The sequence below is a fragment of the Arthrobacter sp. UYNi723 genome (assembly GCF_054057635.1).
The window spans coordinates 55,920-81,008 of sequence record NZ_JBSRZM010000023.1; the positions used below are offsets into that span (position 1 = coordinate 55,920).

Annotated in this window: 20 protein-coding genes; 15 read left to right on the forward strand and 5 right to left on the reverse strand. The window is 66.5% G+C overall.

What is annotated here, in order from left to right:
- The first annotated feature begins 19 nt into the window (after positions 1-19).
- From ACVWY0_RS16770 to ACVWY0_RS16785, 4 genes are all read left to right on the forward strand, one after another.
- A complete protein-coding gene (locus ACVWY0_RS16770) occupies positions 20-964 on the forward strand; it encodes a PLP-dependent cysteine synthase family protein (RefSeq protein WP_485837676.1) in 945 nt (314 codons plus the stop codon).
- 135 nt (positions 965-1,099) lie between these two features.
- Positions 1,100-1,444 carry a putative quinol monooxygenase gene (locus ACVWY0_RS16775; RefSeq protein WP_485837677.1) on the forward strand — a complete coding sequence of 115 codons (345 nt, stop codon included), beginning with the start codon at positions 1,100-1,102 and terminating at the stop codon, positions 1,442-1,444.
- Between the two features lie 54 nt (positions 1,445-1,498).
- Entirely contained in the window at positions 1,499-2,791 is a 1,293-nt protein-coding gene (cobA, locus tag ACVWY0_RS16780) for a uroporphyrinogen-III C-methyltransferase (RefSeq protein ID WP_485837678.1), read from the forward strand.
- 99 nt (positions 2,792-2,890) lie between these two features.
- Positions 2,891-4,357 carry an FAD-dependent oxidoreductase gene (locus tag ACVWY0_RS16785; RefSeq protein ID WP_485837679.1) on the forward strand — a complete coding sequence of 489 codons (1,467 nt, stop codon included), beginning with the start codon at positions 2,891-2,893 and terminating at the stop codon, positions 4,355-4,357.
- Positions 4,358-4,461: 104 nt separating this feature from the next.
- Here ACVWY0_RS16785 and ACVWY0_RS16790 read toward each other — a convergent pair whose 3' ends face one another.
- Complete coding sequence (locus ACVWY0_RS16790) at positions 4,462-5,289, reverse strand: DUF1206 domain-containing protein (protein WP_485837680.1); 828 nt, start codon at positions 5,287-5,289, stop codon at positions 4,462-4,464.
- Positions 5,290-5,514: 225 nt separating this feature from the next.
- On the opposite strand from ACVWY0_RS16790, the gene ACVWY0_RS16795 reads away from it, so the two are divergent.
- Positions 5,515-6,051, forward strand: a complete 537-nt coding sequence (locus ACVWY0_RS16795) for a hypothetical protein (RefSeq protein ID WP_485837681.1) — start codon at positions 5,515-5,517, stop codon at positions 6,049-6,051.
- 430 nt (positions 6,052-6,481) lie between these two features.
- Here the strand turns inward: ACVWY0_RS16795 and ACVWY0_RS16800 are convergent, their stop codons facing one another.
- Together ACVWY0_RS16800 and ACVWY0_RS16805 are read right to left on the reverse strand one after the other, a co-directional pair.
- The gene (locus tag ACVWY0_RS16800) at positions 6,482-7,162 is read right to left on the reverse strand and encodes a FadR/GntR family transcriptional regulator (protein ID WP_485837682.1); all 681 of its coding nucleotides are present in this window, start codon (positions 7,160-7,162) and stop codon (positions 6,482-6,484) included.
- Positions 7,163-7,168: 6 nt separating this feature from the next.
- A complete protein-coding gene (locus ACVWY0_RS16805) occupies positions 7,169-8,392 on the reverse strand; it encodes an MFS transporter (RefSeq protein WP_485837683.1) in 1,224 nt (407 codons plus the stop codon).
- A 167-nt stretch (positions 8,393-8,559) separates the two neighbouring features.
- On the opposite strand from ACVWY0_RS16805, the gene ACVWY0_RS16810 reads away from it, so the two are divergent.
- The gene (locus ACVWY0_RS16810) at positions 8,560-10,176 is read left to right on the forward strand and encodes a CYTH and CHAD domain-containing protein (RefSeq protein ID WP_485837684.1); all 1,617 of its coding nucleotides are present in this window, start codon (positions 8,560-8,562) and stop codon (positions 10,174-10,176) included.
- A gap of 10 nt (positions 10,177-10,186) precedes the next feature.
- Here ACVWY0_RS16810 and ACVWY0_RS16815 read toward each other — a convergent pair whose 3' ends face one another.
- Complete coding sequence (locus ACVWY0_RS16815; protein ID WP_485837685.1) at positions 10,187-11,623, reverse strand: PucR family transcriptional regulator; 1,437 nt, start codon at positions 11,621-11,623, stop codon at positions 10,187-10,189.
- Positions 11,624-11,780: 157 nt separating this feature from the next.
- On the opposite strand from ACVWY0_RS16815, the gene ACVWY0_RS16820 reads away from it, so the two are divergent.
- Together ACVWY0_RS16820 and gabT are read left to right on the forward strand one after the other, a co-directional pair.
- Complete coding sequence (locus ACVWY0_RS16820) at positions 11,781-13,211, forward strand: gamma-aminobutyraldehyde dehydrogenase (protein WP_485837686.1); 1,431 nt, start codon at positions 11,781-11,783, stop codon at positions 13,209-13,211.
- A gap of 119 nt (positions 13,212-13,330) precedes the next feature.
- On the forward strand, positions 13,331-14,701 hold the full coding sequence (gene gabT / locus ACVWY0_RS16825; RefSeq protein ID WP_485837687.1) for a 4-aminobutyrate--2-oxoglutarate transaminase: 1,371 nt from the start codon (positions 13,331-13,333) through the stop codon (positions 14,699-14,701).
- Positions 14,702-14,838: 137 nt separating this feature from the next.
- Here the strand turns inward: gabT and rarD are convergent, their stop codons facing one another.
- On the reverse strand, positions 14,839-15,825 hold the full coding sequence (rarD, locus tag ACVWY0_RS16830; protein WP_485837688.1) for an EamA family transporter RarD: 987 nt from the start codon (positions 15,823-15,825) through the stop codon (positions 14,839-14,841).
- Between the two features lie 93 nt (positions 15,826-15,918).
- On the opposite strand from rarD, the gene ACVWY0_RS16835 reads away from it, so the two are divergent.
- The 7 genes from ACVWY0_RS16835 to ACVWY0_RS16865 all read left to right on the forward strand — a co-directional run bounded on the left by ACVWY0_RS16835 (position 15,919) and on the right by ACVWY0_RS16865 (position 24,970).
- On the forward strand, positions 15,919-16,914 hold the full coding sequence (locus tag ACVWY0_RS16835) for a DNA topoisomerase IB (RefSeq protein WP_485837689.1): 996 nt from the start codon (positions 15,919-15,921) through the stop codon (positions 16,912-16,914).
- A gap of 68 nt (positions 16,915-16,982) precedes the next feature.
- Positions 16,983-18,437 (forward strand): FAD-dependent oxidoreductase, encoded by a 1,455-nt coding sequence (locus tag ACVWY0_RS16840; protein ID WP_485837690.1) that lies wholly within the window; start codon positions 16,983-16,985, stop codon positions 18,435-18,437.
- A 137-nt stretch (positions 18,438-18,574) separates the two neighbouring features.
- Complete coding sequence (locus tag ACVWY0_RS16845; RefSeq protein WP_485837691.1) at positions 18,575-19,963, forward strand: helix-turn-helix domain-containing protein; 1,389 nt, start codon at positions 18,575-18,577, stop codon at positions 19,961-19,963.
- A 125-nt stretch (positions 19,964-20,088) separates the two neighbouring features.
- Entirely contained in the window at positions 20,089-21,612 is a 1,524-nt protein-coding gene (gene exaC, locus ACVWY0_RS16850) for an acetaldehyde dehydrogenase ExaC (RefSeq protein WP_485837692.1), read from the forward strand.
- A 128-nt stretch (positions 21,613-21,740) separates the two neighbouring features.
- A complete protein-coding gene (gene adhP / locus ACVWY0_RS16855; protein WP_485837693.1) occupies positions 21,741-22,763 on the forward strand; it encodes an alcohol dehydrogenase AdhP in 1,023 nt (340 codons plus the stop codon).
- Entirely contained in the window at positions 22,763-23,170 is a 408-nt protein-coding gene (locus ACVWY0_RS16860) for a DUF779 domain-containing protein (RefSeq protein ID WP_485837694.1), read from the forward strand. The genes adhP and ACVWY0_RS16860 overlap by 1 nt, the downstream gene beginning before the upstream one ends.
- A gap of 219 nt (positions 23,171-23,389) precedes the next feature.
- On the forward strand, positions 23,390-24,970 hold the full coding sequence (locus tag ACVWY0_RS16865) for an amino acid permease (protein WP_485837695.1): 1,581 nt from the start codon (positions 23,390-23,392) through the stop codon (positions 24,968-24,970).
- Positions 24,971-25,089 lie beyond the last annotated feature (119 nt).

The window sequence follows — 25,089 nt, forward strand, 5'->3', positions numbered from 1 at the left end:
GCGCGATGTGAGGAAGGCCATGGAACGTGCGGTGGGGGCAGGCGAGGGCGTACTGGCGGGGATCGGCTCTACGCCGCTGATCGAGCTGGGCAAAGTGGTGCCGGCAGGATCGGCCAGGGTGCTCGCCAAGCTTGAGTTCGCGAACCCCACCGGGAGCATGAAGGACCGGATGGCCGTGGCGGCGATTAGAGGTGCCGAAGCCCGCGGCGATATCACCCCCGGCGATACCGTCGTCGAGTACACCGCCGGGACAACTGGCATCTCGCTTGCCCTGGTTTGCGCAGCCAAGGACTACGGGCTCCATGTCGTCTTTTCGGACGCGTTCAGTGACGAGAAACGCCGGACCATGGAGGCGCTGGGGGCAACGGTCGAGGACGTGCCGAGCGACCACGGACGGATCACAGAGCGGCTGATCAAGGCGATGATCGCCCGGGCGGGTGAACTGAGCGCGCAGCCAGGCCATTGGGCTTGCGACCAGCTCAACAACCGCGACGCCATGACGGGTTACGTTACGTTGGGCCAAGAAATCTGGCAACAGTCGTACGGCCGCGTCGACGCTTTCGTCCAGTTCGTCGGAACCGCCCACTCGATCCACGGCACGGCGCGTGCCCTTCGTGCGCACCTTCCCGGGCTGCGGGTCGTCGCCGTCGAGCCCGCCGAGTCTGCCGTACTCTCCGGGGGCCCGACGGGCTCCCACCGGATCGAGGGGACCGGCATCGGCTTTATTCCCCCGCTCTGGGAGCCAGCGGAGGTGGATGCGATTGAACGGGTCTCTTCCGACGAAGCGATGGCGATGAGCCGGCGGCTCGCCCGCGAGGAAGGCATCTTCGCCGGGACCTCCTCCGGAGGAAATGTGGTTGCCGCGCTCCGCGTGGCCGAACAGCTCGGTCCAGACGCAACCGTTGTCACAGTCATGGTCGACTCCGGCTTTCGCTATCTCAGTACCGGTCTTTACGGGCAGTAGCCAGGACTCGCACCGCGACGCCGTCAGCGGAATCCCAGAGTTCCGGCGCACCCTTGCTCTGGTCCGGGCAGCTTCCTAGACTCTGGAATAGGCCGGCAGGCGGCCGATTCCGCTGATGTTCTTGAGGAGACTGCAATGGCGCTTAACTTTGGAGTACTGGCACTGGTCGAGGCCAAGCCGGGGAAGGAGCAGGACGTCTGGGACTTCCTCAGCGGAGGCCGTGACATTGTGGCCACCGAGCCGGGCACTAAGACCTGGTACGCCTTTCGCGTCGACGAAAACACCTTCGGCATCTTCGACACCTTCGAGACCGAGGAAGCGCGGCAGGAGCATCTCAACGGTGCCATCCCGGCGGCGCTCGGCGAACATGGCCCAAGCCTCTTGGCCAAGGATCCCAACATCCGGCTGGTCGAGCTCATAGCCGTGAAGGAGGCCCGAACCGGAACTGAACAGAATGTGACGCCCCGTTACCTTACGTGAACTGGTGTTTCCGCTGCCGTTGTTGGTGAAACTGCGCGGCCCTACCGTTGATTCATGGCAATTCAGGATATTTACCCCACAGCACTGCGGCTGCTCGGCCGCCCCGTGCTGGTGGTGGGCGGCGGCCCCGTGGCTGCCCGCCGCGCCAAGGGTCTGCTCGACGCCGGTGCACAGGTCACCGTCGTGGCTCCCGTTGCCTCCGCAGCGCTCCGCGAACTGGCCGACGCCGGCCTCCTCACCTGGGAGCCGCGCACTTACCTTCCGTCCGACGTCGACGGCGTCTGGTTCGTCCAGACGGCCACCGGCGATCCCGCCGTGGACACCCAGGTGTCGGCCGACGCCGAGGCGCAGCGCATCTGGTGCGTCAACGCCTCCGACCACGAAGCCTCAGCCGCGTGGACGCCCGCCGTCGCCGTGGTTGATGACGTGCAGATCGCCGTGAACGCCGGGGGAGACCCGCGCCGCGCCATGGCCCTGCGCGACGCCGTCGCCACCGCCCTGGAGACCGGAGACCTCCCGCTGCGCCGCCGTCGGGTTCCCAAAAATTCCGACAAGCTCAATCAGCGCGGCTCCGTGGCCCTTGTGGGTGGCGGTCCCGGCGACACCGGCCTCATCACCGTCCGCGGACGCCGGCTCCTCGGCCAGGCCGACGTCGTCGTGGCAGACCGCCTCGGCCCGCGCGAACTGCTCAACGAACTTGCCCCCGACGTCCGCGTGATCGAAGTGGGCAAGACCCCCGGCCACCATCCCGTGCCGCAGGCGGAGATCAACCGCATCCTTGTCGACGAAGCGCTGCAAGGGCACCGCGTGGTCCGGCTCAAGGGCGGCGACCCGTATGTCCTTGGCCGCGGCGGCGAGGAAGCCGAATACTGCCGGCAGCACGGCGTCGAGGTTGAAGTGGTCTCCGGCGTCACGTCCGCGATCTCAGTCCCGGCCGCCGCCGGCATCCCCGTGACTCACCGCGGCCTGGCCAAGGGCTTCAGTGTTGTCACTGGCCACGAGGAGCTGTCCGAGGTCCCCGCCCGGGCAGACCACACCATCGTCCTGCTGATGGGTGTGGCCGCACTTCGCGATTCCGCCGCTGCCCTGGCCGGCGCCGGTTTGCCTCGGGACACTCCAGTTGGCATCGTTGAGAACGGCTATCTGCCGAATCAGCGCGTGACGATCGGCACGCTCGGTTCCATCGCCGATCAGGCGGAAGCCGCCGGCGTCGCAAATCCAGCCGTGATTGTGATCGGCGACGTTGTCCGCGTCAGCCCGTTCGCGCCGTCGCACTTCAAGACAGCGGACTACAGCACCACCACCCCGAACAGCCCCCGCACCACCGCAAGAGCCCTCACCACCTAGCCACCCTCCCAACTAGGTAGCACTAACTGTCGTTATGAGCCCTCAAAACGAAAGTTAGTGCTACCTAGTTGGGCCGGAACGAACAAAAGGAACACAGCCGTGTCATCAAGCACCTCCGTAGGATCTGCCGAGCGTCCGCTGCGCGTTGCCGTCGTGGGCTCCGGCCCGGCAGGCGTCTACGCCGCGGACATCCTCACCAAGAGCGAAGCCGTCAAGAGCGGCGAGCTGACGGTGAGCATCGACCTCTTTGACCGCTACCCGGCACCCTACGGCCTGATCCGCTACGGCGTGGCCCCGGACCACCCGCGCATCAAGGGCATCGTCAACGCCCTGCACAAGGTCCTCGACCGCGGCGACATCCGCTTCTTCGGCAACGTGGACTACGGCACGGACATCTCCATCGAGGACCTCCGCACCCACTACGACGCAGTCATCTTCGCCACCGGCGCCATCAAGGACGCGGACCTGAACATTCCGGGCATCGAGCTGGACGGCTCCTACGGCGGCGCCGACTTCGTCTCCTGGTACGACGGCCACCCCGATGTTGCCCGCGAATGGCCGCTGGACGCCACGGAAATCGCCGTGATCGGTAACGGCAACGTGGCCCTGGACGTGGCCCGTGTCCTGTCCAAGCACGCCGACGACCTGCTGGTCTCCGAAATCCCGGACAACGTCTACGCAGGCCTGAAGAACTCGCCCGTCACGGATGTGCACGTCTTTGGCCGCCGCGGCCCGGCCCAGGTCAAGTTCACGCCGCTGGAGCTCCGCGAGCTGAGCCACTCCAAGGACGTCGACATCATCCTTTACGCCGAGGACTTCGAGTTCGACGAGGAATCGGACCGCCAGATCCAGAGCAACAACCAGACCAAGACCATGGTGGGCACCCTCACCAACTGGATCGCCGAGCAGCCCGAGGACCTCTCCGAGCTCACGGCATCCCGCCGCCTGCACCTGCACTTCCTGCACAGCCCGGTGGAAATTTACGACGACGCCGCGACGCCGGGCAAGGTTGCCGGCATGAAGTTCGAGCGCACCGAGCTGGACGGCACGGGCAACGCCCGCGGCACCGGCGAGTTCGTGGACTACCCGGTCCAGGCCGTCTACCGCTCGATCGGCTACTTCGGTTCGGCGCTGCCGGAGATCGAGTTCGACCACAAGAAGGGCGTGGTACCGAACGACGGCGGCCGCGTCCTGGATGCCGCCGGCACCCACGTGCCGGGCATCTACGCCACCGGCTGGATCAAGCGCGGACCGGTGGGCCTCATCGGCCACACCAAGGGCGACGCCCTCGAGACCGTGACGTACCTGCTGGAGGACCGCGAGAACCTGCCTGTCGCCGCCGTTCCCGACGCGGACGCCGTCGTCGAACTCCTCGACGCCCGCGGCGTGAAGTTCACCAGCTGGGAAGGCTGGCTGGCCCTGGACGCGCACGAACTCGCCCTCGGTGCCGCTGCTACGGAGGCCGGCGGATCGCACGGTGTTGAGGTCAAGCGTGAGCGCATCAAGGTGGTGCCGCGCGAGGACATGGTTGCCATCTCCCGCGACGGCGTAGCCGCGAACGTCTAGCTCCGAACCAGCTCCCGCACTACAGCGCGAACAGGCAGCTAATGACCGCAAACCGCAAATTTGAGGTCATTTGCTGCCGGTTCGTGCTTTTTTCGTCCGTGGCCCTACATCCTGCCAAACCGGGCCCGGACCAGCGCGAAGAGGCCGTAGCAGATAAAGCCCGCCCCGATCGCGACGAGCAGGTACGGGCCGAACGCATGGTCGCGGAGTGCCTTCAGGCTGCCGTCCAGACCGGTGGATTCCTCGGGACTCTGCTTCCCGGCGGCGATAACGAACAGCAGACCGGCCAGATTCAGGGCGATTCCCTTGGCCACGTGCCCGGTGACGCCGAGGGCGTCGATGAGCCTGCCGCGGCGGGTCCCCTCGAACCGGAAGAGTTCCTCCTTGAACCCGCGCCGCAGCCCCTTGACTACGAAGTAGACGCCCACGCCCATGGTGGTCAGGCCCACCGCCACCAGCACGGGTAGCCCGAACGGCGCATCCAGGAGGGCGGCGCTGAAGTCCCGGGTGGTGTCGCCGGAGTCCCCACGCATGCCGACGGCGAATCCCGCGAAGCTGAGCCCCACACTGCCGTAGGCAATGGTCAGGCAGCCTGACGAGATCAGCTTCCCCAAACGCTTCGCACGGGGCAGGTGCCGGGCACGCAGGGTGGCCTCACTGAGCTGCCACAACGCCAGGCCGGTGCACGCCACCACGGAGGACCACAGCACGGCCGGTCCCCACGGGTTGGCGCCCAGCTGCTCGATGGCACCGGTGGCTTCCGCTTGCCCCGGCTGACCGAAGGCCAGGGCGATGGCAATAAAGCCAACAATGATGTGGAGTAGGGCCATCACGGCAAATCCGGAGCGCGCCACAACGTCCAGCGCCATGGTGTCCGACGCCTCCTCGACGGCATCCGCGGCCTCGCTCATACTGGATTCCCCGTCTGCCATTGTTAGCTCTTCGGCAGTCCTTCCGCGTGCAGGCTGCCAGTGCCGGGCCAGATCATGTGCGTCCTTCCATGGCGACGATATTACGCGCAGCCCGGCTGAACGTCGGGCTTTCGCAATATTACTAAGTGTGCTTACCATGGTATGGCCATGACCCTGATGGGACACGGCCAGTACAGACCGCACCAGCGGCATTTCGGAACCAGTTCGACGTTAGGAAGCCACAACATGGCAGGAAATCTTTTTGCCCGGTCCATTCATGATCTGAGCGCTGCGGCATGGTTCGGCGGCGCGCTGATGGGAGCCATCGGTCTGAACGGGGCGACGGCAGAGGCCAAGGATCCGACGGAACGCACCCGTCTTTCCAGTGCGGGCTGGATGAAGTGGGCTCCGATCCAGACGGCGGCTTTCGCCTCCCACCTGGTGGCTGACCTCGCCATCGCGTGGGAGAACAAGGGACGCATCGCGAAGCAGGACGGCGTTGCCCGCGATACCGCGATCAAGACGGCGGTCACGGTTGCCGGCGCCGCCGTGACACTCTACGCCGGCATCCTTGGCAAGAAGGTGGAGAAGCTCGCGGACGAGGGAGCGCGGGGCGCCACCGAGCCGATTCCCGGAGCGTCCGAGGAACTGCAGTCAGCGCAGGAGCAGCTCAAGATGCTGCAGTGGGCCATTCCGGCCTTCGCCGCCGCCGTGATTATCCTCGGCGCCAAGCACGGCGAGATGCAGCGGCCCAAGAACGTGTTGCAGGGCCTCCGCCCCTAAGCGGCAGCGGCAGCAGCAGCACTCAGACGCGGTAACGCTCGACGGCGGTGCGGCACCCAGGTGCCGGACCGTCGTCGGGCGCTGTGCTTGCGACGCGCAAAAGTGCCTGCGACGCGCAAATTCCTTGGCGCACCTGAGATTTCCGGTGCGCCAGGGAATATGCGCGTCGATTTGAAGATCCGGCTCAGACGGGCTGGCTGTTGGGCGGCGGGAGGTCCGGATTCATATCCGCAAGGTTCGGATTCAGGCGATCACCATCGCCACGACGATCAGCGCCTGGATGAACTCGGGGAAGCCTACTGATGGGGCTGGCCTGCGGAGAATCCCCACGCTCACGCGCCACGCAAAACTAGGTAGCAGTAACTGTCGTTATGGGCCCCCATAACGACACTTACTGCTACCTAGTTGGGCCATCAGGCAGAAACTGGACCTACGCCCGCAGCCACTCCGCGCAGGTGTTCAGGTTCTGGTTGACGCTGGCCACCGCGGCGTCGGCGTCGTGGGCCTCGATCGCGTAGACCAGGGCGCCGTGGCCCTCGTACGTGAGACCGTCCAGCCGGCCTTTGCGCTGCTGTTTGAGCAGGTCCTGGTGGAACACGTCGCCGAAACTGACGTAGAGCTCGTGCAGCAGCGGGTTCCCGGTGGCCTGGGCAACGCGCGCGTGGAAGTCCCAGTCGGCCCGGGCCCAACCTTCGAAGTCCGCGGCGTTCCAGGCGACTTCCCGGGTGGCGAGCACCGCACGCAGGGCGGCGACGTCGTCGGCCGTTGCGTTCCGGGCCGCGAGGCGCGCCGCCTGGGTATCCAGGCCAAGCCTGACCTCGAGGATGTGTTCGTCCGTGTGGTCCTGGTACATGCGCCGGGCGGCGCCGGACATCTCGCTGGTGGCGCGGACGTAGGTGCCGTCGCCGCGGCGGACCTCCAGCATCCCGCTGTGGGCAAGGGCCTTGATGGCTTCGCGCAACGTGCCGCGCGAAACGCCCAGGCCCTGCATCAGTTCCGGTTCAGAGGGGATGCGCTGGTCCAGGGGCCACTCGCCGGAGTGGATCATCTGCCGGAGTTTGGCGGTTACCTCGTCAGCGAGGGGCTGGCGGTGTGAGGTGCTCAGGGTCATGGCGTCCTACTTCTTCAGGCCGGACAAGGGTGCGCGTGAGATGAGGTGGGCCACCACCACCTGGACCAGGGCGAGGCCCAGCAGCAGTGCGAGCGGAAGCGTCCAGCCGCCAGTGCCGCTGAACAGCAGCCCGGCGCCGAAGGGGCCGGCCGTGGCCAGCAGGTAGCCGGTGGACTGCGCGAGGGTGGACAGGGCTGTGGTCTCGGCGGTGCTCGTCCCGCTCCGGCTGATCATCACCATCACCAGCGGGAAAATGCCCAGGCCGAAGCCGAGCAGGACGGTGGGAATGATGGCCAGGCCCACCGGCACCACCAGCAGTGACGCCAGCCCGGCCACCATAGTGATGCTGACCAGATACAGCGCTGGCCGGAGCATCCGGGGCCGCGAGCCGATGGCGAGCAGCACCATGCCGGCAGGCACGGAGACCAGCTGCATCAGCCCGTACATCAGGCCGCTGTCAGCCGAGCTGATGCCCATGTTGATCAACATCGACGGGAACCAGCTGATGAGCGAGTACGCGAGCAGCGCCTGGAGAGCGAAAAGGGCGGTGAGCAGCTGGCCCTTCCGGGTGCGGAGCAGGGGCCACGGGGAGATGCGGGCAGCAGTGTTCCGGACGCTGTTGCGGTGCGCATGCAGGACAACGGGCAGGAAGCCCAGGAAGGCGGCCACGGCCAGGAATCCGATCGTGCCGACCGCGGCGGACGGTGAGCCGAGTGCCAACGCCAGCGGGACGACGGCGACCGCGGTGACGGTGGCGCCGGTGGTCATGGTGACGGTGTAGAGCGCGGTCATCGCCGAGGTGCGGCTGGCGAAGTGCTCGCGGATGAACGACGGCATGGCCACATTGCAGACCGCCAGGCCGGACATCCCGATTACGGTGCCCGCCACCAGCATGCCGGTTGCCGGGATCCCTCGGAGCAGCAGCCCGCCGGCCAGGAATCCGAGCGCCAGCAGGATTGCCTTCTCGACGCCCAGCCGTCCGGTCAGCCACGACGTCGACGCCCCCGCAACCGCAAAACAGAGCGTGGGGATGGACGGGATGATCGCCGCCAACAGCGGCCCGTAGCCAAGGACTTGCTGAAAATCATGGAGGAGGGCCGACGCCGCCGCAATCCCCGCGCGCAGGTTCAGCCCAATGAGCACCAGCGCAATGACTCCGAATACGACGGCGGTACGCGGCTTGGGCGGCGAGGCGGACAGCGTCGGGGTATCGGAAGGGGCAACAGTCATGTCCTTAACGTTAGACGTTAGACGTTTGATGTCTAGGGTTCTGTGGCGAACCTCTCCCGGCTATTAATGTTGCGGGCATAGACTCGGGCCACAAGAGTTCAGTCCCGGGCTCGTAAGAACTTGTCCAGCTGGATCTGGCGCCCATCATTCTGGAAGGACGGCCGGTCATGGCTTCGCAGGCAGTTGAGGTCGAAAAGAAGTACGACGTCGGTCCGGACGCCGAGGTGCCGTCGCTCGCGGACATCCCTGGGGTGGCCCGTGTGGGGGAGGCTCACGTGGACACCCTGGAAGCGGTGTACTTCGACACGGCAGGTCATACGCTCGCCACCCGCGACATCACACTTCGCCGCCGCACGGGCGGAGTCGACGCCGGCTGGCACCTGAAGCTGACCGCGGAGGGCCCCCGGTCCGGCGACGGGGCCGGTGACGGCTCCGGCTCGGAACCCCTGCGGCGCCGCGAGCTGCACGCCCCGCTGGGCCAGCCCGGCGTCGTTCCTGACAGCCTGTTGGCGCACGTGCTGGCGTACCTCCGCGGCGAGGATGCGGTCCCGGTGGTCCGGCTGAAAACCCAGCGGACCACCTATGCGTTATACGGCGAGGACGGTGTCCGCCTGGCGGACCTGGCGGATGACCGCGTGGGCGCAGAGCTGCTCGGCGGAGCGGGCGCTGCGGGTGACGCCGCTGCGGACGGCGCGGCAACGCCAGAGGGGGAGGCTCGGACGCGGCAGTGGCGTGAATGGGAGCTCGAGCTGGTGCACGGGAGTCCTGACCTGTTCCCGGCCGCTGAGGAAATCCTGGCGGCCGCCGGGGCGCGCCCGGCCAAGCACGGCTCCAAGCTGGCGAAGGTCCTGGCGCTGCCTGCCACGGAGTCCGGTGCCGCGGCCGGGCCAAAAAGTCCCGGCAAGAAGGATCCGGTGTCAGACCTGCTGACCGCCTACCTGGCTGCGCAGATCCGCGAAATCCTGGCACATGATCCCGGCGTCCGTCTGGAGGAACCCGAGGCTGTGCACGATCTGCGGTCGGCCACCCGCCGGGCCCGTTCCGCGCTCGCAGCGTACCGCCGGCTCTACAGTGCTGTGGCCGGACGGCGTCTCCGGGACGAGCTGAAGTGGCTCGGCAGGGTGTTGGGAACACCTCGTGACGCCGAAGTGATGCTGGCTCGCCTGCGTGGGCACACGGCCGAACTGCACCCGGGGCTGGCCTCGGCGGTGAAGGACCGGCTGGACGATGAACTCGGCAACAGATTGAACACTGCCTACCGGAAACTCCAGAAGGCGCTGCTTTCCGAACGGTACTTCCGTCTCCTGGATGACCTGGAGGCTTTCCGTGACCATCCGCCGGTCCGGCCGGAGGGTGCAGCCCCGGCACGCAAGGCTGCCGGCAAACTGGTGGGCAAAGCCGCCAAACGGCTGCAGCGTGCAGCCCGGGCGGCCAAACGCTCACGCCGGGGAGTGGAGCACGAGACCGCCCTGCACGAGGTGCGCAAGGATGCCAAACGGCTGCGGCACGTGGCGGAGTCCGTGGAGCCGGTCCACGGCAAGCACGCCACGAAAATCGCCAAGGCCGCGCGCCGCCAGCAGCAGATCCTCGGCGATTTCCACGACAGCGTGGTGGCCCGGGACCTGCTGGCCAAGCTGGCGGCGGCGCCGGACCTGCCCGAGGCCGTCGCGTCGGCCTACGTCACGCTCCATACCCGGCAGGTGCAGCTCGCGGCCGACGCCGAAGTTGAGTACCGGAAGGAACGCAAGAAGTCCCGCAAGGTTCTCCGGGGGAAGGTCATTTAGGGGAGCGGGCCTACCTGGCTTGCCGCGCTCCGAGCCGCGACACGGCGAGAGCCAGCCACAGCTGGACGCGGTCCGCCGTGACCGAAGGATCGTAGCCGGTGAGTTCGGTGATCTGCGCCAGCCGGTACCGCACGGTGTTCCGGTGCAGGGTCAGGGCTTCGGCGACGGCGGCCACGGAACCGTTGTTGTGCAGGTAGCTTTCCAGGGTGGTCACGAGTTCCGCGCCGTGGGCGGCGTCGAAGGCTCGTAGCGGGTTCAGTGACTCGTGGGCCATGTCGGCCAGGGGAACATCTTCGCTGGCCAGCAGCAGGGAGGTCAGGCTCAGGCGTTCCGGTTCGTTCACCGGCAGCCCGTGGCTGGCCGCATCGCGCGCCTCGAAGTAGCTCCAGCGCAGGCCGTTCGGCTTGGTGTACGCGCCGCCGATGCCGATCGTCGCGTGGATCCCGGCCTCAGCCAGGTGGTCGCTGAGGTTCCGGGCAAACGCAGGTGCCGCGCCGCCGTCGTCGTTAATCACCACCACCAGGTCCTTCCCGACGACGGCGGCCACCGCCTTCTCCAGCGGCTGCGGCACCGAGGTGCTCACCAGGGCCTTGTGATGGGCTGCGGACACCGCCAGCAGCACCACGTTTTTGCGTGTGCTGTTAAGGCCCACACCGGCGAGCCGGCGCTGTGCCTCGCTGGTCTCCAGGGCCCCGTGGATGACGTCCTCCAGCACCTGGCCGCACAGGGCGCGCTGGGCCTGGCGCTGCTTGACCATGTTGTTCAGCTCCACGCTGATCAGGTTCTGGGCGTAGCCTATGATGCCCGAATCCTCGAACGGCTGGCGGACCCACAGCGTGCAGGCATCGCGGCGGCCGGTGGGGATGGGGTAGGACGCCCACGTGTCGGCGGAGGGGAGCTCGGCGCCGCTGTTGTAGAGGTGGGCGGTGAACTGGGTGAGGGCAATCTCAGTCCGCAGCATCCCGCCCAGATGTTTCAGGAGCTGGGTGAGGCCACCGCCGGTGAGGAGGGCCCGTGCCAGGATCTGGTGGCCCGCGATCAGGCGCTCCAGCTTGGCGACATGATCAGCGGCCTGCGCTTCCGCCACCAGTTTGCCGATGGCAATGAACGGAGTCTCGTAGGGCACCTGGACGATCGGCAGCCCCCAGCGGTTGGCCTCGGCAATCAGGGCCGGCGGGACGGCGTCGTGCGTCAGTCCTGTCCCGAACCCGATGCCCACCGCTCCGGCGCGCTGGACCTGCCGGACGAAGCGCCGCTGCTCGGGCGCGGACCGCAGGCGCATGCCGGTGGTGAGCACCAGTTCGCCGCCGCTGAGGAAACGCTGCGGGTCCTCCAGCTCCGTGACGGCAACCCAGTTGATGTCCTCGTGCCAGGTGGTCTCGGCAAGGCCTGCATTGGACAGGTGGAGGGAGTGCACGCCGAGCAGGGTGGCGAGGGAAATGGCCATGGCTCAAGGATAGACGGACGCTGGTCAACCGCACTAAACATTGCGGCCAAGGGTGTGCAGGTGGCTATTCCCCGGGGGGAAGGTGCTGGCATAGGCTCAAGGCAGTCGCAACCATCCGCTTCGCAGCTGATGTTCCCTATGAAAGAGGTTGTACACCGTGGTTCAAACCTTGCAGAACTTCATCAACGGTGAGTTCGTTACGCCCGCGGGCACCGCCCTGCTGGACATCGTCAATCCCACCAACGGCGAGGTAGTGGCGCAGTCTCCCGTCTCCATCCAGGCCGACGTCGACGCCGCCATGACCGCGGCCAAGGATGCTTTCAAGACCTGGAAGCACGTCACCCCCGGGCAGCGCCAGCTGATGCTGCTCAAGCTCGCGGACGCTGTTGAAGCCAACAGCGACGAACTTGTCGAGGCGCAGCACCGCAACACCGGGCAGGTCCGCAGCCTCATTGCCTCCGAGGAAATTGCAGCCGGCGCCGACCAGCTCCGCTTCTTCGCCGGTGCCGCGCGCATCCTGGAAGGCAAATCAGCGGGCGAGTACTTCGAAGGGCACACCTCCTACGTGCGCCGCGAACCCATCGGTGTAGTGGCCCAGGTTGCGCCCTGGAATTACCCCTTCCTGATGGCCATCTGGAAGATCGGTCCCGCGCTCGCCGCCGGCAACACCGTGGTCCTCAAGCCGTCCGACACCACCCCCGAATCCACGCTGGTGCTGGCCCGTCTGGCGGGCGACATCCTGCCTGCCGGCGTGTTGAACGTGGTGCTGGGAACCGGCGAAACCGGCGCCATGATGGTGGAACACCGGGTCCCCGGCCTGGTCTCCATCACGGGCTCGGTCCGCGCCGGCATCGCCGTGGCCTCCGGAGCCGCGAAGGGCCTCAAGCGCGCCCACCTGGAACTCGGCGGCAAGGCCCCGGCCATCGTGTTCAAGGATGCCGACATCAAGAAGAGTGCCGCGGCCATCGCCGAGTTCGCGTTCTTCAACGCCGGCCAGGACTGCACCGCCATCACCCGTGTGCTGGTTGAAGACTCGGTCCACGACGACGTTGTGGCGGCCATGGTGGAGCACACCAAGACCCTGCACACCGGTTCGCAGAACGACGAAGACAACTACTTCGGGCCGCTGAACAACGTGAACCACTTCAACGCCGTCACCTCCGTGGTGGAGCACCTCCCGGAAAACTGCAAGGTTGTCACGGGCGGCCACCGCGCCGGGGATAAGGGATTCTTCTTCGAACCCACCATCGTTACCGGCGCCAAGCAGACGGATGACATCGTCCAGCAGGAAACCTTCGGCCCGGTCATCACGGTGCAGAAGTTCACCACCGAGGCGGAGGCACTCGAGCTGGCGAACGACGTCGAATACGCCCTCGCGTCCAGCGTCTGGACATCCGACCATGGCACGGCCATGCGGATGAGCCGCGACCTGGATTTCGGTGCGGTCTGGATCAACACGCACATCCTCCTGACGGCAGAAATGCCCCACGGCGGCTTCAAGCAGTCCGGCTACGGCAAAGACCTCTCCATGTACGGCGTCGAGGACTACACGCGCATCAAGCACGTCATGAGCGCTCTCGACGCCTAAAGACACTCCTCCCGGTGGTTGAGCTTGTCGAAACCAGGATCTCGACAGGCTCGATCACCGGGCACAATAATTCGGTGGTCGAGCTTGTCGAGACCCCGCCACGCAGAAAGAAGACTCCCATGAGCACCACAGCAAGTGAAATCACCTTCCGCCTGGAACAGAAGCGCCGTGTCCAGGCCGACTTCCCGGGCCCCAAGTCCATCGCCCTGACCGAGCGCCGCAAGGCAGTGGTCGCCGCTGGTGTCGCGTCCGCCGTTCCGGTTTACGTTGCAGACGCCGACGGCGGCATCATCCACGACGTCGACGGCAACTCCTTCATCGACCTCGGCTCGGGCATCGCGGTGACCAGCGTCGGCGCGTCCGATCCCGCCGTCGTCGGGGCCGTGAAGGAAGCCGTGGAGCACTTCACCCACACCTGTTTTATGGTCACCCCGTACGAAAGCTACGTGGCCCTCGCGGAGCAGCTCAACCGCCTGACCCCGGGCAGCCACGAGAAGCGGACCGTGCTGTTCAACTCCGGCGCCGAGGCAGTGGAGAACGCCGTCAAGGTGGCCCGCCTTGCCACCGGGCGTGACGCCGTCGTCGCCTTTGACCACGCCTACCACGGCCGCACCAACCTGACCATGGCGCTGACCGCGAAGGCCATGCCGTACAAGACCAACTTCGGCCCGTTCGCACCCGAGGTCTACCGCATGCCCATGAGCTACCCGTACCGCGAGGAGGACCCCTCGATCACCGGTGCCGAGGCCGCTAAGCGCGCCATCACCATGATCGAGAAGCAGATCGGCGGCGACCAGGTTGCCGCGATCATCATCGAACCCATCCAGGGCGAGGGCGGCTTCATTGTCCCGGCGGAAGGCTTCCTCCCCGCGCTGGCCGCCTGGGCCAAGGCCAACGGCGTAGTGTTCATCGCCGACGAAGTCCAGTCCGGCTTCTGCCGCACCGGCGAATGGTTCGCGGTGGACCACGAGGGCGTTGTTCCGGACATCATCACCATGGCCAAGGGCATCGCCGGCGGCATGCCGCTGTCCGCGATCACCGGCCGCGCGGACCTGCTCGACGCCGTCCACCCGGGCGGCCTGGGCGGCACCTACGGCGGCAACCCGGTTGCCTGCGCCGCAGCGCTGGCGGCCATCGGCTCCATGGAGGAGTACAACCTCGCCGGACGTGCGCGCCACATCGAGCAGCTCGCCACGGGACGCCTGCAGGAACTGCAGGCCGAACTGGCCGGCGCCGGGAAGTCCGTGATCGGCGACATCCGCGGCCGCGGCGCGATGCTGGCCGTCGAACTGGTCAAGGCCGGTTCCAACGAACCCCACCCGGAGCTGACCAAGGCCGTGGCCGCTGCCTGCCTCAAGGAGGGTGTCATCATCCTCACCTGCGGCACCTACGGCAACGTCATCCGCCTGCTGCCCCCGCTGGTCATCACCGACGACCTGCTGAACGACGGCCTGGACGTCCTGGCTGCGGCCATCAAGGCCAACGCCTAGGACCCACCCCCATAGAGTTAGCGCCCCCTCGCAACGGCGCGAACGAACACTTGAGGCCCTGGAAACTCACGTTTCCAGGGCCTCAAGTGTTCGTTCGCGCTTCGGGGTGGGGCCACAAGTGTACGTTCGCGCCTGTCCTAAGAGGAGCGGGCCAGTTTCCTTGCCCTCGAGTTTTTGCGGGTTGCGCGCAGCATATCCACGGTCAGCACCAGGAGCGCCAGCCACACCACGCCGAAGCCGATCCAGCGGCTGGCCGTCATGGCCTCCTGGAACACCACCAGCGCCACGATGAACTGCAGGAGCGGGGCGACGTACTGCAGCAGCCCGATGGTGGTCATGGGCAGCCGGCGGGCCGAGGCGCCGAAGAACAGCAGCGGCACCGCGGTGATCACGCCGGAGGCCACCAGGAGCCAGAAGTGCCCGGGGCCCTGGCTGGCCAGGGTGGCCGAGCCGGTGACACCAAGGAACACCATGGTGGCCGCGGCGATCGGGGCCAGCACGATGGTTTCCACGCTGAGGCTGGTCACCGCGTCCACCCTCGGGCCAACGCGCTTTTTCACGAACCCGTACAGGCCGAAGCTGAAGGCCAGGGTCAGGGCGATCCAGGGAAGTTTGCCGTAGCTCACCGTGAGCACGCCCACCGCTACAAAACCGATTCCGACGGCGGCCCACTGGAGCGGACGCAGCTTCTCCTTCAGGACGAACACACCCAGGAGGACCGAGACCAGGGGATTGATGAAGTAGCCCAGCGCGGCTTCGACAGCCTGGCCGGTGGTCACGCCATAGGTGTAGGTCAGCCAGTTCACGGCAATGAGTGCGGCGGCGATGGCGAGGGTGCCGAACACCGAGCGGTCGCGGAACGCTGCGGCCAGCGCACGCCAGGACCGGGTGACCGTGATCAGGAGGACGCAGAAAAGCAGCGACCACACCACTCGGTTGGCCACGATCTCCACCGCACTGGCGGGCATCAGCGCGAAGAAGTACAGGGGGAGCAGCCCCCACAACCCGTACGCGCCGAAGCCGAACAGGACTCCCGCCGTCGTCTCCTTGTCTACAGCCTTGGGACCTGCGGGCGCGGTCACGGCGGTCTTGGGCAAGGCGGTGGTTTCAGGGGGAGTAGGCACCTAACCAATAACACCAGTTGATGGACGCGTATTCCAGTCAATTCTCAGTACGCTTTCCTTCATGGAACCGATGACCCCGCAGGTTGCCGTCCCATGAGGCTCCGCCGCAGCAACGCAAACGGCCGCGGCTACCGTCGCGTGGCCGCCGGGACGGGCTTCAGCTACCGGGACCTGGACGGCTCCACACTGCCGTCGGGGCCGGTACGGGATCGGCTGGAAAGCATCGGCATCCCGCCGGCCTGGACGGACGTGTGGATTGCGCCGTTCGACAACGGGCACATCCAGGCGACCGGTCTCGATGCGGTGGGCCGGCGGCAGTACATCTACCATCCCGCCTGGCGGGAGCGGAAAGACCGCGTGAAGTTCGACCGCGCCCTGCAGCTGGCCGAGTCGCTGCCCACCGCCCGCCGGCTGGTAACCCTGGACCTGCGCAGCGACGGTCCCAGCCGCGAACGCGTCCTGGCGGCGGCCTTCCGGATGCTGGACAGCGGGTCCCTGCGGGTGGGGTCCGAGCGGTACACCAACGAGAACGGCAGCCGCGGCCTGGCCACGCTCCTGTGTGCGCACGTCCACGTCCGCAAGGAGTGCCTGGAGCTGAGCTTTCCGGCCAAGAGCGGCAAGGACTGGGAGTCGGAAATCCGCGACGCCGACCTCGCCGCCCTGGTGCGGACGCTCAAGCGCCGCGGTGGAAATGCCAGGCTGCTCGCGTTCAAGGACGGCCGGACCTGGCGGCCGGTCACCAGCGCGGACATCAATGCCTACGTCAAGGAGCGGACGGGCCTCGACTTCACCGCCAAGGAATTCCGGACGTTGCACGGGACCGTGGCGGCCGCCGTCAGCTTGGCGCGCAGCGGCCCGCAGAAGACAGTCTCGGCGCGGAAGGGCGCCATTAGCGTGGCCATGCTGGAGGCCGCAGCGGTGCTGGGGAACACACCGTCGATCGCCCGCAAGAGCTATGTCGATCCCCGGCTGCTGGACCACTTTGCCGCCGGGGAGACCATCGACCCCACACGCCTGGACTCCGCGGAAGCCGAACTGCGGGCGCTGCTGTACCGGGAAAGCGACGTGGTGCCGCTGCAACACATTTAGAATGGGACATTGTGCGCAACTGCACTGTGCGCCTCCGTCGCAATCTCCTCGTTCCAGAAGGGCTCCCGGTGTCCAACCCAGCCGAAACCACCTCCAAACGTCCACTCCGCGTTGCCATTGTTGGCGCGGGGCCGGCAGGTGTTTACGCGGCGGATATCCTGACCAAGTCCAACGGCGTCAAGGACGGCGATTTTGAGGTCAGTATCGACCTTTTTGAGGCCTACCCCGCCCCGTACGGCCTGATCCGCTACGGCGTGGCCCCTGACCACCCGCGCATCAAGGGGATCGTGAACGCGCTGCACAAGGTCCTGGACCGTGGCGACATCCGCTTCCTGGGCAACGTCACGTACGGCCGCGATCTCACCCTCCATGACTTCCGGGCCTTCTACGACGCCGTGATCTTCTCCACCGGCGCCATCAAGGACGCGGACCTGGCCATTCCTGGCATTGACCTGGCCGGATCGTTCGGCGGCGCGGACTTTGTGTCCTGGTACGACGGCCACCCGGACGTGCCCCGCGACTGGCCGCTGGATGCCAAGGAAATCGCCGTGATAGGCAACGGCAACGTGGCGCTGGACGTGGCCCGGATGCTGGTCAAGCACCCCGATGAACTCCTCACCACCGAGATCCCGGACAACGTCTACCAGGGCCTGAAGAACTCCCCGGTCACCGACGTCCACGTCTTTGGCCGCCGCGGCCCAGCCCAGGTCAAGTTCACGCCGCTGGAGCTGCGCGAGCTGAGCCACATGAAGGACGTGGACATTGTCCTGTACCCGGAGGACTTCGAGTTCGACGAAGCCTCCGATGACGCCATCCGCAGCAACAACCAGATCAAGACCATGGTGAACACGCTGACCAACTGGCTTGTGGAGGAGCACGCCGAAGCGGAAGAGCCGTCCTCCCGCCGCCTGCACCTGCACTTCCTGCACAGCCCGGTGGAGATCTACCAGGACCCCGACGACGGCGGGTCCGGCCGGGTGGCCGGCATCAAGTTTGAGCGGATGGAGCTGGATGGCACCGGCAACGTCAAAGGCACGGGCGAGTTTGTGGACTACCCCGTCCAGGCCGTGTACCGCGCCATCGGCTACCACGGTTCGCCACTGGACGAGCTGGAATACAACGCCAAACGCGGAGTGATCCCGAACGAGGGCGGCCGCGTGCTCGACGCCGATGGCAACCCCGTCCCCGGAATCTACGCCACCGGCTGGATCAAGCGCGGGCCGGTCGGCCTCATCGGCCACACCAAGGGCGATGCCCTGGAGACCATCGGCTTCCTGCTGGAGGACCGGCTCACCCTGCCACCCGCCCAGAACCCGGACCCGCAGGCCATCATCGACCTCCTGACGGAGCGCGGCATCGAGTTCACCACCTGGGAGGGCTGGATCAAGCTGGACGCGCACGAAGCAGCCCTCGGCGCCGCGTGGACAGAAGGCGAGGTCGGCGCCGACGGGACCGCCGCCGTCGTGCGTGAACGCATCAAAGTAGTCCCGCGCGAGGAAATGATCAGCATCTCCCGCGCCTGACCCAGCCTCACCCACCAAACAGCGCGAACGGACACTTGAGGCCCCCGCCAGAGGGGCCTCAAGTGTCTGTTCGCGAGGGCTGGCGCTGGAGGGTTCGCGCCGGCGGCCAGTAGACTTGCAGGACCGATGGGAGTTCGATGAGGAACCTGATCCTGCCGCCGACGTCCGGCGGCGAAGCAACTGCACTTGCCCAGCGTCATGCCCTGGCCGCCCACGAGCAGCTCGACGCCCATGCGTTTCCAGACGCGCCGGAACTGCCCGGGCTGCGGCGGCTGATCCGGGAATCCTGGCAGCGGTCCGCCCGATTGAAAGCCAACCCTGACAACCCCGAAGCGCCCCTTGCCCTGGACACCGACGAGCTTGAGGAATACCGGCGGCAGCACCCCCTGGCGAGCATCATGCCCGTGATCCACAAACTTCTGGTCCAGCCCAGCCACGACAGTGGCCTGCTCGTTGCCGTGGGTGATGAAGTGGGCCGGCTGCTCTGGGTGGAAGGCGATCCGGCCCTGCAGCGCCGTGCCGAAGGCATGATGTTCGTGCCGGGCGCCGACTGGTCAGAGGCCACCGTGGGCACCAGCGCTCCCGGCACTGCCCTGGCCCTGGGCCGCGGCATCCAGATTTCCGGTGCGGAGCATTACCAGCGGTCCGTGCACGCATGGAGCTGCACCGCCGTCCCGTTCCACGATCCGGATTCCGGCGCGCTGCTGGGCGTTGTAGACATCACGGGCAAGGCCAGCGCGGTGGCACCCCACACGCTGTCGCTCGTCGAGGCGACCGTCGCTGCTGCACAGGCGCAGCTCCGCGTTGAGCGGCTGCAGCTGGCGGCCACCCTTGCCAGCCGGCCGGCCCGACGGCGGAACGCCAGTTCGGCGGCCAGGCCGAATTCGGCACGGGCCGGGGGAGCCGGCGGCGCGAAGGAAGGCAGCCTGTACCGCAACAGCCTGCAGCTTCTGGGCCGTGACCAGGCGTTGCTCAGCATCGAAGGCAAAACGGTGGCGCTCTCCGCCCGGCACAGCGAAATCCTCGCCCTGCTCAGCACCCACCCGGACGGGCTGAGCGCCGAGGAGCTCAGTGTCCTGCTCTACCCGGGCGACGGCCCCACCATGACGCTCCGCGCGGAAATGGTCCGGCTGCGCAAGATCCTGCAGCAGCTGAACCCGGCCGCCGTCCCCGAATCCCGGCCGTACAAACTCACCATGGACCTGGTCCCGGACAGCGGGCAGGTGCTGAACTGCCTGCAGCGCGGCGCCCACCGCATTGCCCTGGAAATCTACCGCGGCGCGGTGCTGCCGCGCTCCGAAGCGCCGGGCATCATCGACCTCCGCGACAGGGTCTCCTCGCTCATGCGCGAAGCGGTCCTGACGGACGGCAGTGCCGAGACACTGCTCAAATACGCGGCCCTTCCGGAGGCGAGGGACGACGTCGACGTCCGGACTGCCGCCCTGAAGCTGCTGCCGGCGCGCTCGCCCAAGCGGGCCGCCGTCGTCGCGGACCTTGAGCGGTTGGAAGCGGAACTGAGCGCCTGACCGCCGGGGCCGTGAGCTGGCTCACACTCGCGCAACCTGACTGCAACCTTCACACTCCTACGCTGGAACCAACGGCGGACGCCATCATCAGGCGCCACCTTTCATGCACAGCAAAGGAGCTAGCAATGACTGTTTACGCACAGCCCGGTACCGAGGGTTCGAAGGTCACGTTCAAGGACCGTTACGAGAACTGGATCGGCGGCGAGTGGGTTGCCCCCGTCAAGGGCCAGTACTTCGAGAACATCACACCCGTCACCGGCAAGGTCTTCTGTGAAGTGGCCCGCGGCACCGCGGAAGACATTGAGCTGGCACTGGACGCCGCCCACAAGATTGCGCCGTCCTGGGGCAAGACCTCCGTCGCCGAGCGCGCCGCCGTGCTGAACAGGATCGCCGACCGCATCGACGAGAACCTCGAGATGTTGGCCGTCGCCGAATCCTGGGACAACGGCAAGCCCATCCGCGAAACCCTGAACGCGGACATTCCGCTCGCCGCTGACCACTTCCGCTACTTCGCCTCGGCCGTCCGCGCCCAGGAAGGCCGGCTCTCCCAGCTCGACGACGACACCACCGCCTACCACTACCACGAGCCGCTCGGCGTCGTCGGCCAGATCATCCCCTGGAACTTCCCCATCCTGATGGCCGTCTGGAAGCTTGCCCCGGCCCTCGCAGCCGGCAACGCCGTGGTCCTCAAGCCCGCCGAGCAGACGCCGTCGTCCATTCTTGTCCTGATGGAACTCATCGGCGATCTCCTGCCGGCCGGTGTCCTCAACGTGGTCAACGGCTTCGGCGTCGAGGCCGGCAAGCCGCTCGCTTCCAGCCCCCGGATCCGCAAGATCGCGTTCACCGGCGAGACCTCCACGGGACGCCTGATCAGCCAGTACGCCAGCCAGAACCTGATTCCGGTCACCCTGGAGCTCGGCGGCAAGAGCCCGAACATCTTCTTCAACGACGTCGCGGATACCAACGACGCGTTCTACGACAAGGCCCAGGAGGGCTTTACGCTCTTCGCCTTCAACCAGGGTGAAGTCTGCACCTGCCCGTCCCGCGCCCTGGTCCAGGAAGACATCTACGATTCCTTCATGGCCGACGCCGTGGCCCGCGTGGAGAAAATCATCCAGGGCAACCCGCTGGACACCGAAACCCAGCTTGGCGCCCAGGCCTCCAATGACCAGCTGGAAAAGATCCTCTCCTACATCGACATCGGCAAGCAGGAGGGCGCCAAGGTGCTCACCGGCGGTGCCCGGGCCGACATGCCCGGAGACCTGGCGGGCGGCTACTACGTCCAGCCGACCGTTTTCGAAGGCCACAACAAGATGCGGATCTTCCAGGAGGAAATCTTCGGCCCGGTTGTTTCCGTGACCCGCTTCAGCGACTACAACGACGCCATGGGCATCGCCAACGACACCCTGTACGGCCTCGGCGCCGGCGTCTGGTCCCGCAACGGCAACGTCGCCTACCGGGCCGGCCGTGAGATCCAGGCCGGCCGCGTGTGGGTCAACAACTACCACGCCTACCCGGCCGGCGCCGCGTTCGGCGGGTACAAGTCCTCCGGCATCGGACGTGAAAACCACTCCATGATGCTGGACCACTACCAGCAGACCAAGAACCTCCTGGTCAGCTACAACGAGAACAAGCTCGGCTTCTTCTAAGCCGCCCTTAGCCCGGGCGGGGACGGACCAGCACTGGTCCGTCCCCGCCTGCACCATCCTGGCCACCCCTCAGGAAGGCAGCACCACCTCCACCGCACCATCGCTTTATCTACGCAAGGATTTCGCCAATGACGACGACAATGCAAGCAGCAGTAGTAACTGAGTTCGGCAAGGATCTTCAGATCCAGACCCTCCCCATTCCCACCCCGGGCCGGGGTGAGGCGCTGGTCAAGGTCATCACCACCGGCGTCTGCCACACAGACCTCCACGCGGCTGAGGGCGACTGGCCGGTCAAGCCGACACCGCCGTTCATCCCCGGCCACGAAGGCGTAGGCGAAGTGGTTGCCCTGGGCGAAGGTGTCACCGACCTCGCCGTCGGCGACCTCGTCGGCAACGCCTGGCTCTGGTCCGCCTGCGGCGACTGCCAGTACTGCCGCACCGGCTGGGAGACACTCTGCGAGGTACAGAAGAACGCCGGCTACAGTGTGGACGGCTCCTTCGGGGAGTACATGCTCGTGGACACGCGCTTTGCCGCCCGCATCCCGGCGGGCTCGGACCCCGTTGAAGTCGCACCTGTGCTTTGCGCCGGCGTCACGGTCTACAAGGGCCTGAAGATGACCGAAGCCAAGCCCGGACAGTGGGTCACCATCTCCGGTATCGGCGGACTGGGGCACATTGCCGTCCAGTACGCGGTTGCCATGGGACTGCGGGTTGCTGCCGTGGACATCGCGGACGACAAACTCGCCCTGGCCAAGAAGCACGGCGCCGAGCTCACCGTCAACGCGCTGCACGAAGATCCCGTCGAAGTCATCCAACGTGAAACCGGAGGTTGCCATGGAGTCCTGGTCACCGCAGTACACCCGTCTGCTTTTGGCCAGGCGATCGGCATGGCCCGCCGGGGCGGGACGATTGTGTTCAACGGCCTGCCGCCGGGCGACTTTCCGGCACCGATCTTCGAGATTGTGCTCAAGGGCCTGACGGTCCGCGGCTCGATCGTGGGGACCCGGCAGGACCTGGAGGAAGCCCTCGAGTTCTACGCCGAGGGCAAGATCCATCCCACGGTGTCCACCCGGGAACTCTCCGAGGTCAACGCTGTTCTTGACGAGATGAAGCACGCCAAGATCGACGGCCGCGTCGTCATCAAGTACTGATGATGGAGGCGAGGCTTGACGCGGCGGTGACGCTGCCCGGGGAGGACATCTCCCGCGTGGCTCTCACCGCCGAGGCCCTGGGACTGCTCAGGAAGTTGTGGGGGCAGCACGGGCCCCTGATGTTCCACCAATCCGGCGGCTGCTGCGACGGGTCCTCGCCTATGTGTTATCCGGCCGGGGAGTTCATCACCGCGGAAGCGGACGTCCTCCTGGGGCTGTTCGACATCGCCGACGGCCTGGAGCCGCAGCCCCTCGAGTTCTGGATGTCCAAGGAGCAGTTCAACTACTGGAGCCACACCCATCTGACCGTGGACGTGGTCCAGGGCCGGGGGAGCGGGTTCTCGGTTGAGTCGCCGGAAGGCAAGCGGTTCCTGATCCGGTCAAAGCTGATGGACTGGCCGGTCTAGCAGTACGGTCCAACACGCCGCCAGCACCAAGGCACCAGCACCACACACCAGCGCGAACGGACACTTGAGGCCCTCCCGGCGAGGGCCTCAAGTGTCCGTTCGCGCTTAACCGGGGGCGGGCAGCGAGTCTCACCATGCGGGACAGATGTGAACGTCCAGTGGGTGGACGAGTATCGTCGATGGGTCTGTTTCCAACACAAATCAGGATCGTGGAACCTTATGAATCTTCTCCGGACCAAATCCATCGAGCAGTCCATTGCCGACGCCGATGAACCCGGACGCAAGCTCAAGCGGTCGCTCAGCAGCTGGGACCTGATGATCATGGGTGTCGCCGTCGCTGTCGGCGCCGGCATTTTCTCGGTGGGCGCTAAGGCCGCGGCCAACTTCTCCGGCCCCGCGGTGACGTTGTCCTTCGCCATTGCCGCCGTGACGTGTGCCCTGGCCATCATGTGCTACGCCGAGTTTGCCACCGCCATTCCGGTCGCCGGGTCGGCCTACGTCTTTACGTACGCCACCATGGGCGAGCTGCTCGCGTGGATCATCGGCTGGAACCTGATCCTGGAACTGTTCACCGCCGCGGCAGTGATCGCCAAGTACTGGGGCATCTACCTCAGCAAGGTGTTCTCACTGATGGGCGCCGACGTGCCGCCGGCGCTGTCGCTCGGCGGCGTGGACCTGTACTGGGGTGCGTTCCTGATCGTTGCCGTCTTCACCGTGCTCCTGGTGCTTGGCACCAAGCTCTCCGCCCGCGTGGGCAACGTCTTCACCCTGATCAAGATCGCCGTTGTGCTGTTTGTGATCGTAGTGGGCTTCACCTATGTGAAGTTCGAGAACTACACGCCGTTCGTGCCCGCCGCGGAACCTACCGCCGGCGGCTCCGCGGATGTTCTGAAGCAATCATTCTTCGGCTTCCTCACCGGTGCCGCGCCCGCCCAGTACGGCACCCTTGGCATCTTCGCCGGCGCGGCCCTGGTGTTCTTCGCCTTCATCGGCTTTGACGTCGTGGCCACGTCCGCGGAGGAAGTCAAAAACCCGCAGAAGACCCTGCCCCGCGGCATCTTCGGCGGCCTGGCCGTGGTGACGCTGCTCTACATCCTGGTGTCCCTCGCACTCACCGGCATGGTGTCCTACACGGACCTCGCGGCAGCAGAAACGCCCACCCTCACCACCGCATTCGAGGCCGTCGGCAACACCACCGCGGCCAAGGTCATCGCCTTCGGCTCCCTGATCGGCCTCACCACCGTCATCATGGTGCTGCTGATGGGGCTGTCCCGCGTGGTACTGGCCATGAGCCGCGACGGATTGCTGCCCCGCGCGCTGTCCAAGACCAGCGAAAAACGTTCGACGCCGGTCCGCCTCCAGGTCATCTGCGGCGCCGCCGTAGCACTTGTGGCCGGCTTGACCAACGTTGACCTGCTGGAAGAAATGATCAACATTGGCACGTTGTCGGCGTTCGTCGTGGTGAGCCTGGGCATCCTGGTGCTGCGCAAGAAGCGCCCGGACCTGAAACCGTCGTTCCGCGTTCCGTTCGGCAAGGTCCTCCCGGTGGTTTCCGCCGTCCTGTGCCTCTACCTGATGACGAACCTCGCAGTGGAGACGTGGATCTTTTTCGCAGGCTGGCTGGTCATCGGCGTCGTGATCTACTTCGCCTACGGCCAGCGGCATTCCCGCCTGAACGAAAAGTTCGCCGAAGCAAAGTCCGCCGTGGACGCCACGGATTCCAGCGCGGATTCCAGCGCGGACGCCGGCCTTGCCGGCAGTGATGCCGCAGCCGACGACGAGGCACTCACCCGCACCTAGGTGCGTGGGTCAGAAATGACGGGCCGTAATTCTTAAAACGCCGACGGATTAACCATGTCCTGGTAGGGGCGGCTGGGAGAATCGTGGGCATGGTTACTGGTTCTTCCGCGCAGGATGGT

Coding starts and splice junctions, on each gene's coding strand:
- gabT (WP_485837687.1), top strand. CDS start 13,331: ATGAGCACCACAGCAAGTGAAATCACCTTCCGCCTGGAACAGAAGCGC.
- ACVWY0_RS16865 (WP_485837695.1), top strand. CDS start 23,390: ATGAATCTTCTCCGGACCAAATCCATCGAGCAGTCCATTGCCGACGCC.
- ACVWY0_RS16815 (WP_485837685.1), bottom strand. CDS start 11,623: ATGGCCATTTCCCTCGCCACCCTGCTCGGCGTGCACTCCCTCCACCTG.
- adhP (WP_485837693.1), top strand. CDS start 21,741: ATGACGACGACAATGCAAGCAGCAGTAGTAACTGAGTTCGGCAAGGAT.
- ACVWY0_RS16845 (WP_485837691.1), top strand. CDS start 18,575: ATGAGGAACCTGATCCTGCCGCCGACGTCCGGCGGCGAAGCAACTGCA.
- ACVWY0_RS16775 (WP_485837677.1), top strand. CDS start 1,100: ATGGCGCTTAACTTTGGAGTACTGGCACTGGTCGAGGCCAAGCCGGGG.
- ACVWY0_RS16810 (WP_485837684.1), top strand. CDS start 8,560: ATGGCTTCGCAGGCAGTTGAGGTCGAAAAGAAGTACGACGTCGGTCCG.
- ACVWY0_RS16800 (WP_485837682.1), bottom strand. CDS start 7,162: ATGACCCTGAGCACCTCACACCGCCAGCCCCTCGCTGACGAGGTAACC.
- ACVWY0_RS16860 (WP_485837694.1), top strand. CDS start 22,763: ATGATGGAGGCGAGGCTTGACGCGGCGGTGACGCTGCCCGGGGAGGAC.
- ACVWY0_RS16805 (WP_485837683.1), bottom strand. CDS start 8,392: ATGACTGTTGCCCCTTCCGATACCCCGACGCTGTCCGCCTCGCCGCCC.
- exaC (WP_485837692.1), top strand. CDS start 20,089: ATGACTGTTTACGCACAGCCCGGTACCGAGGGTTCGAAGGTCACGTTC.
- ACVWY0_RS16770 (WP_485837676.1), top strand. CDS start 20: ATGGAACGTGCGGTGGGGGCAGGCGAGGGCGTACTGGCGGGGATCGGC.
- ACVWY0_RS16795 (WP_485837681.1), top strand. CDS start 5,515: ATGGCAGGAAATCTTTTTGCCCGGTCCATTCATGATCTGAGCGCTGCG.
- cobA (WP_485837678.1), top strand. CDS start 1,499: ATGGCAATTCAGGATATTTACCCCACAGCACTGCGGCTGCTCGGCCGC.
- ACVWY0_RS16835 (WP_485837689.1), top strand. CDS start 15,919: ATGAGGCTCCGCCGCAGCAACGCAAACGGCCGCGGCTACCGTCGCGTG.
- ACVWY0_RS16790 (WP_485837680.1), bottom strand. CDS start 5,289: ATGGCAGACGGGGAATCCAGTATGAGCGAGGCCGCGGATGCCGTCGAG.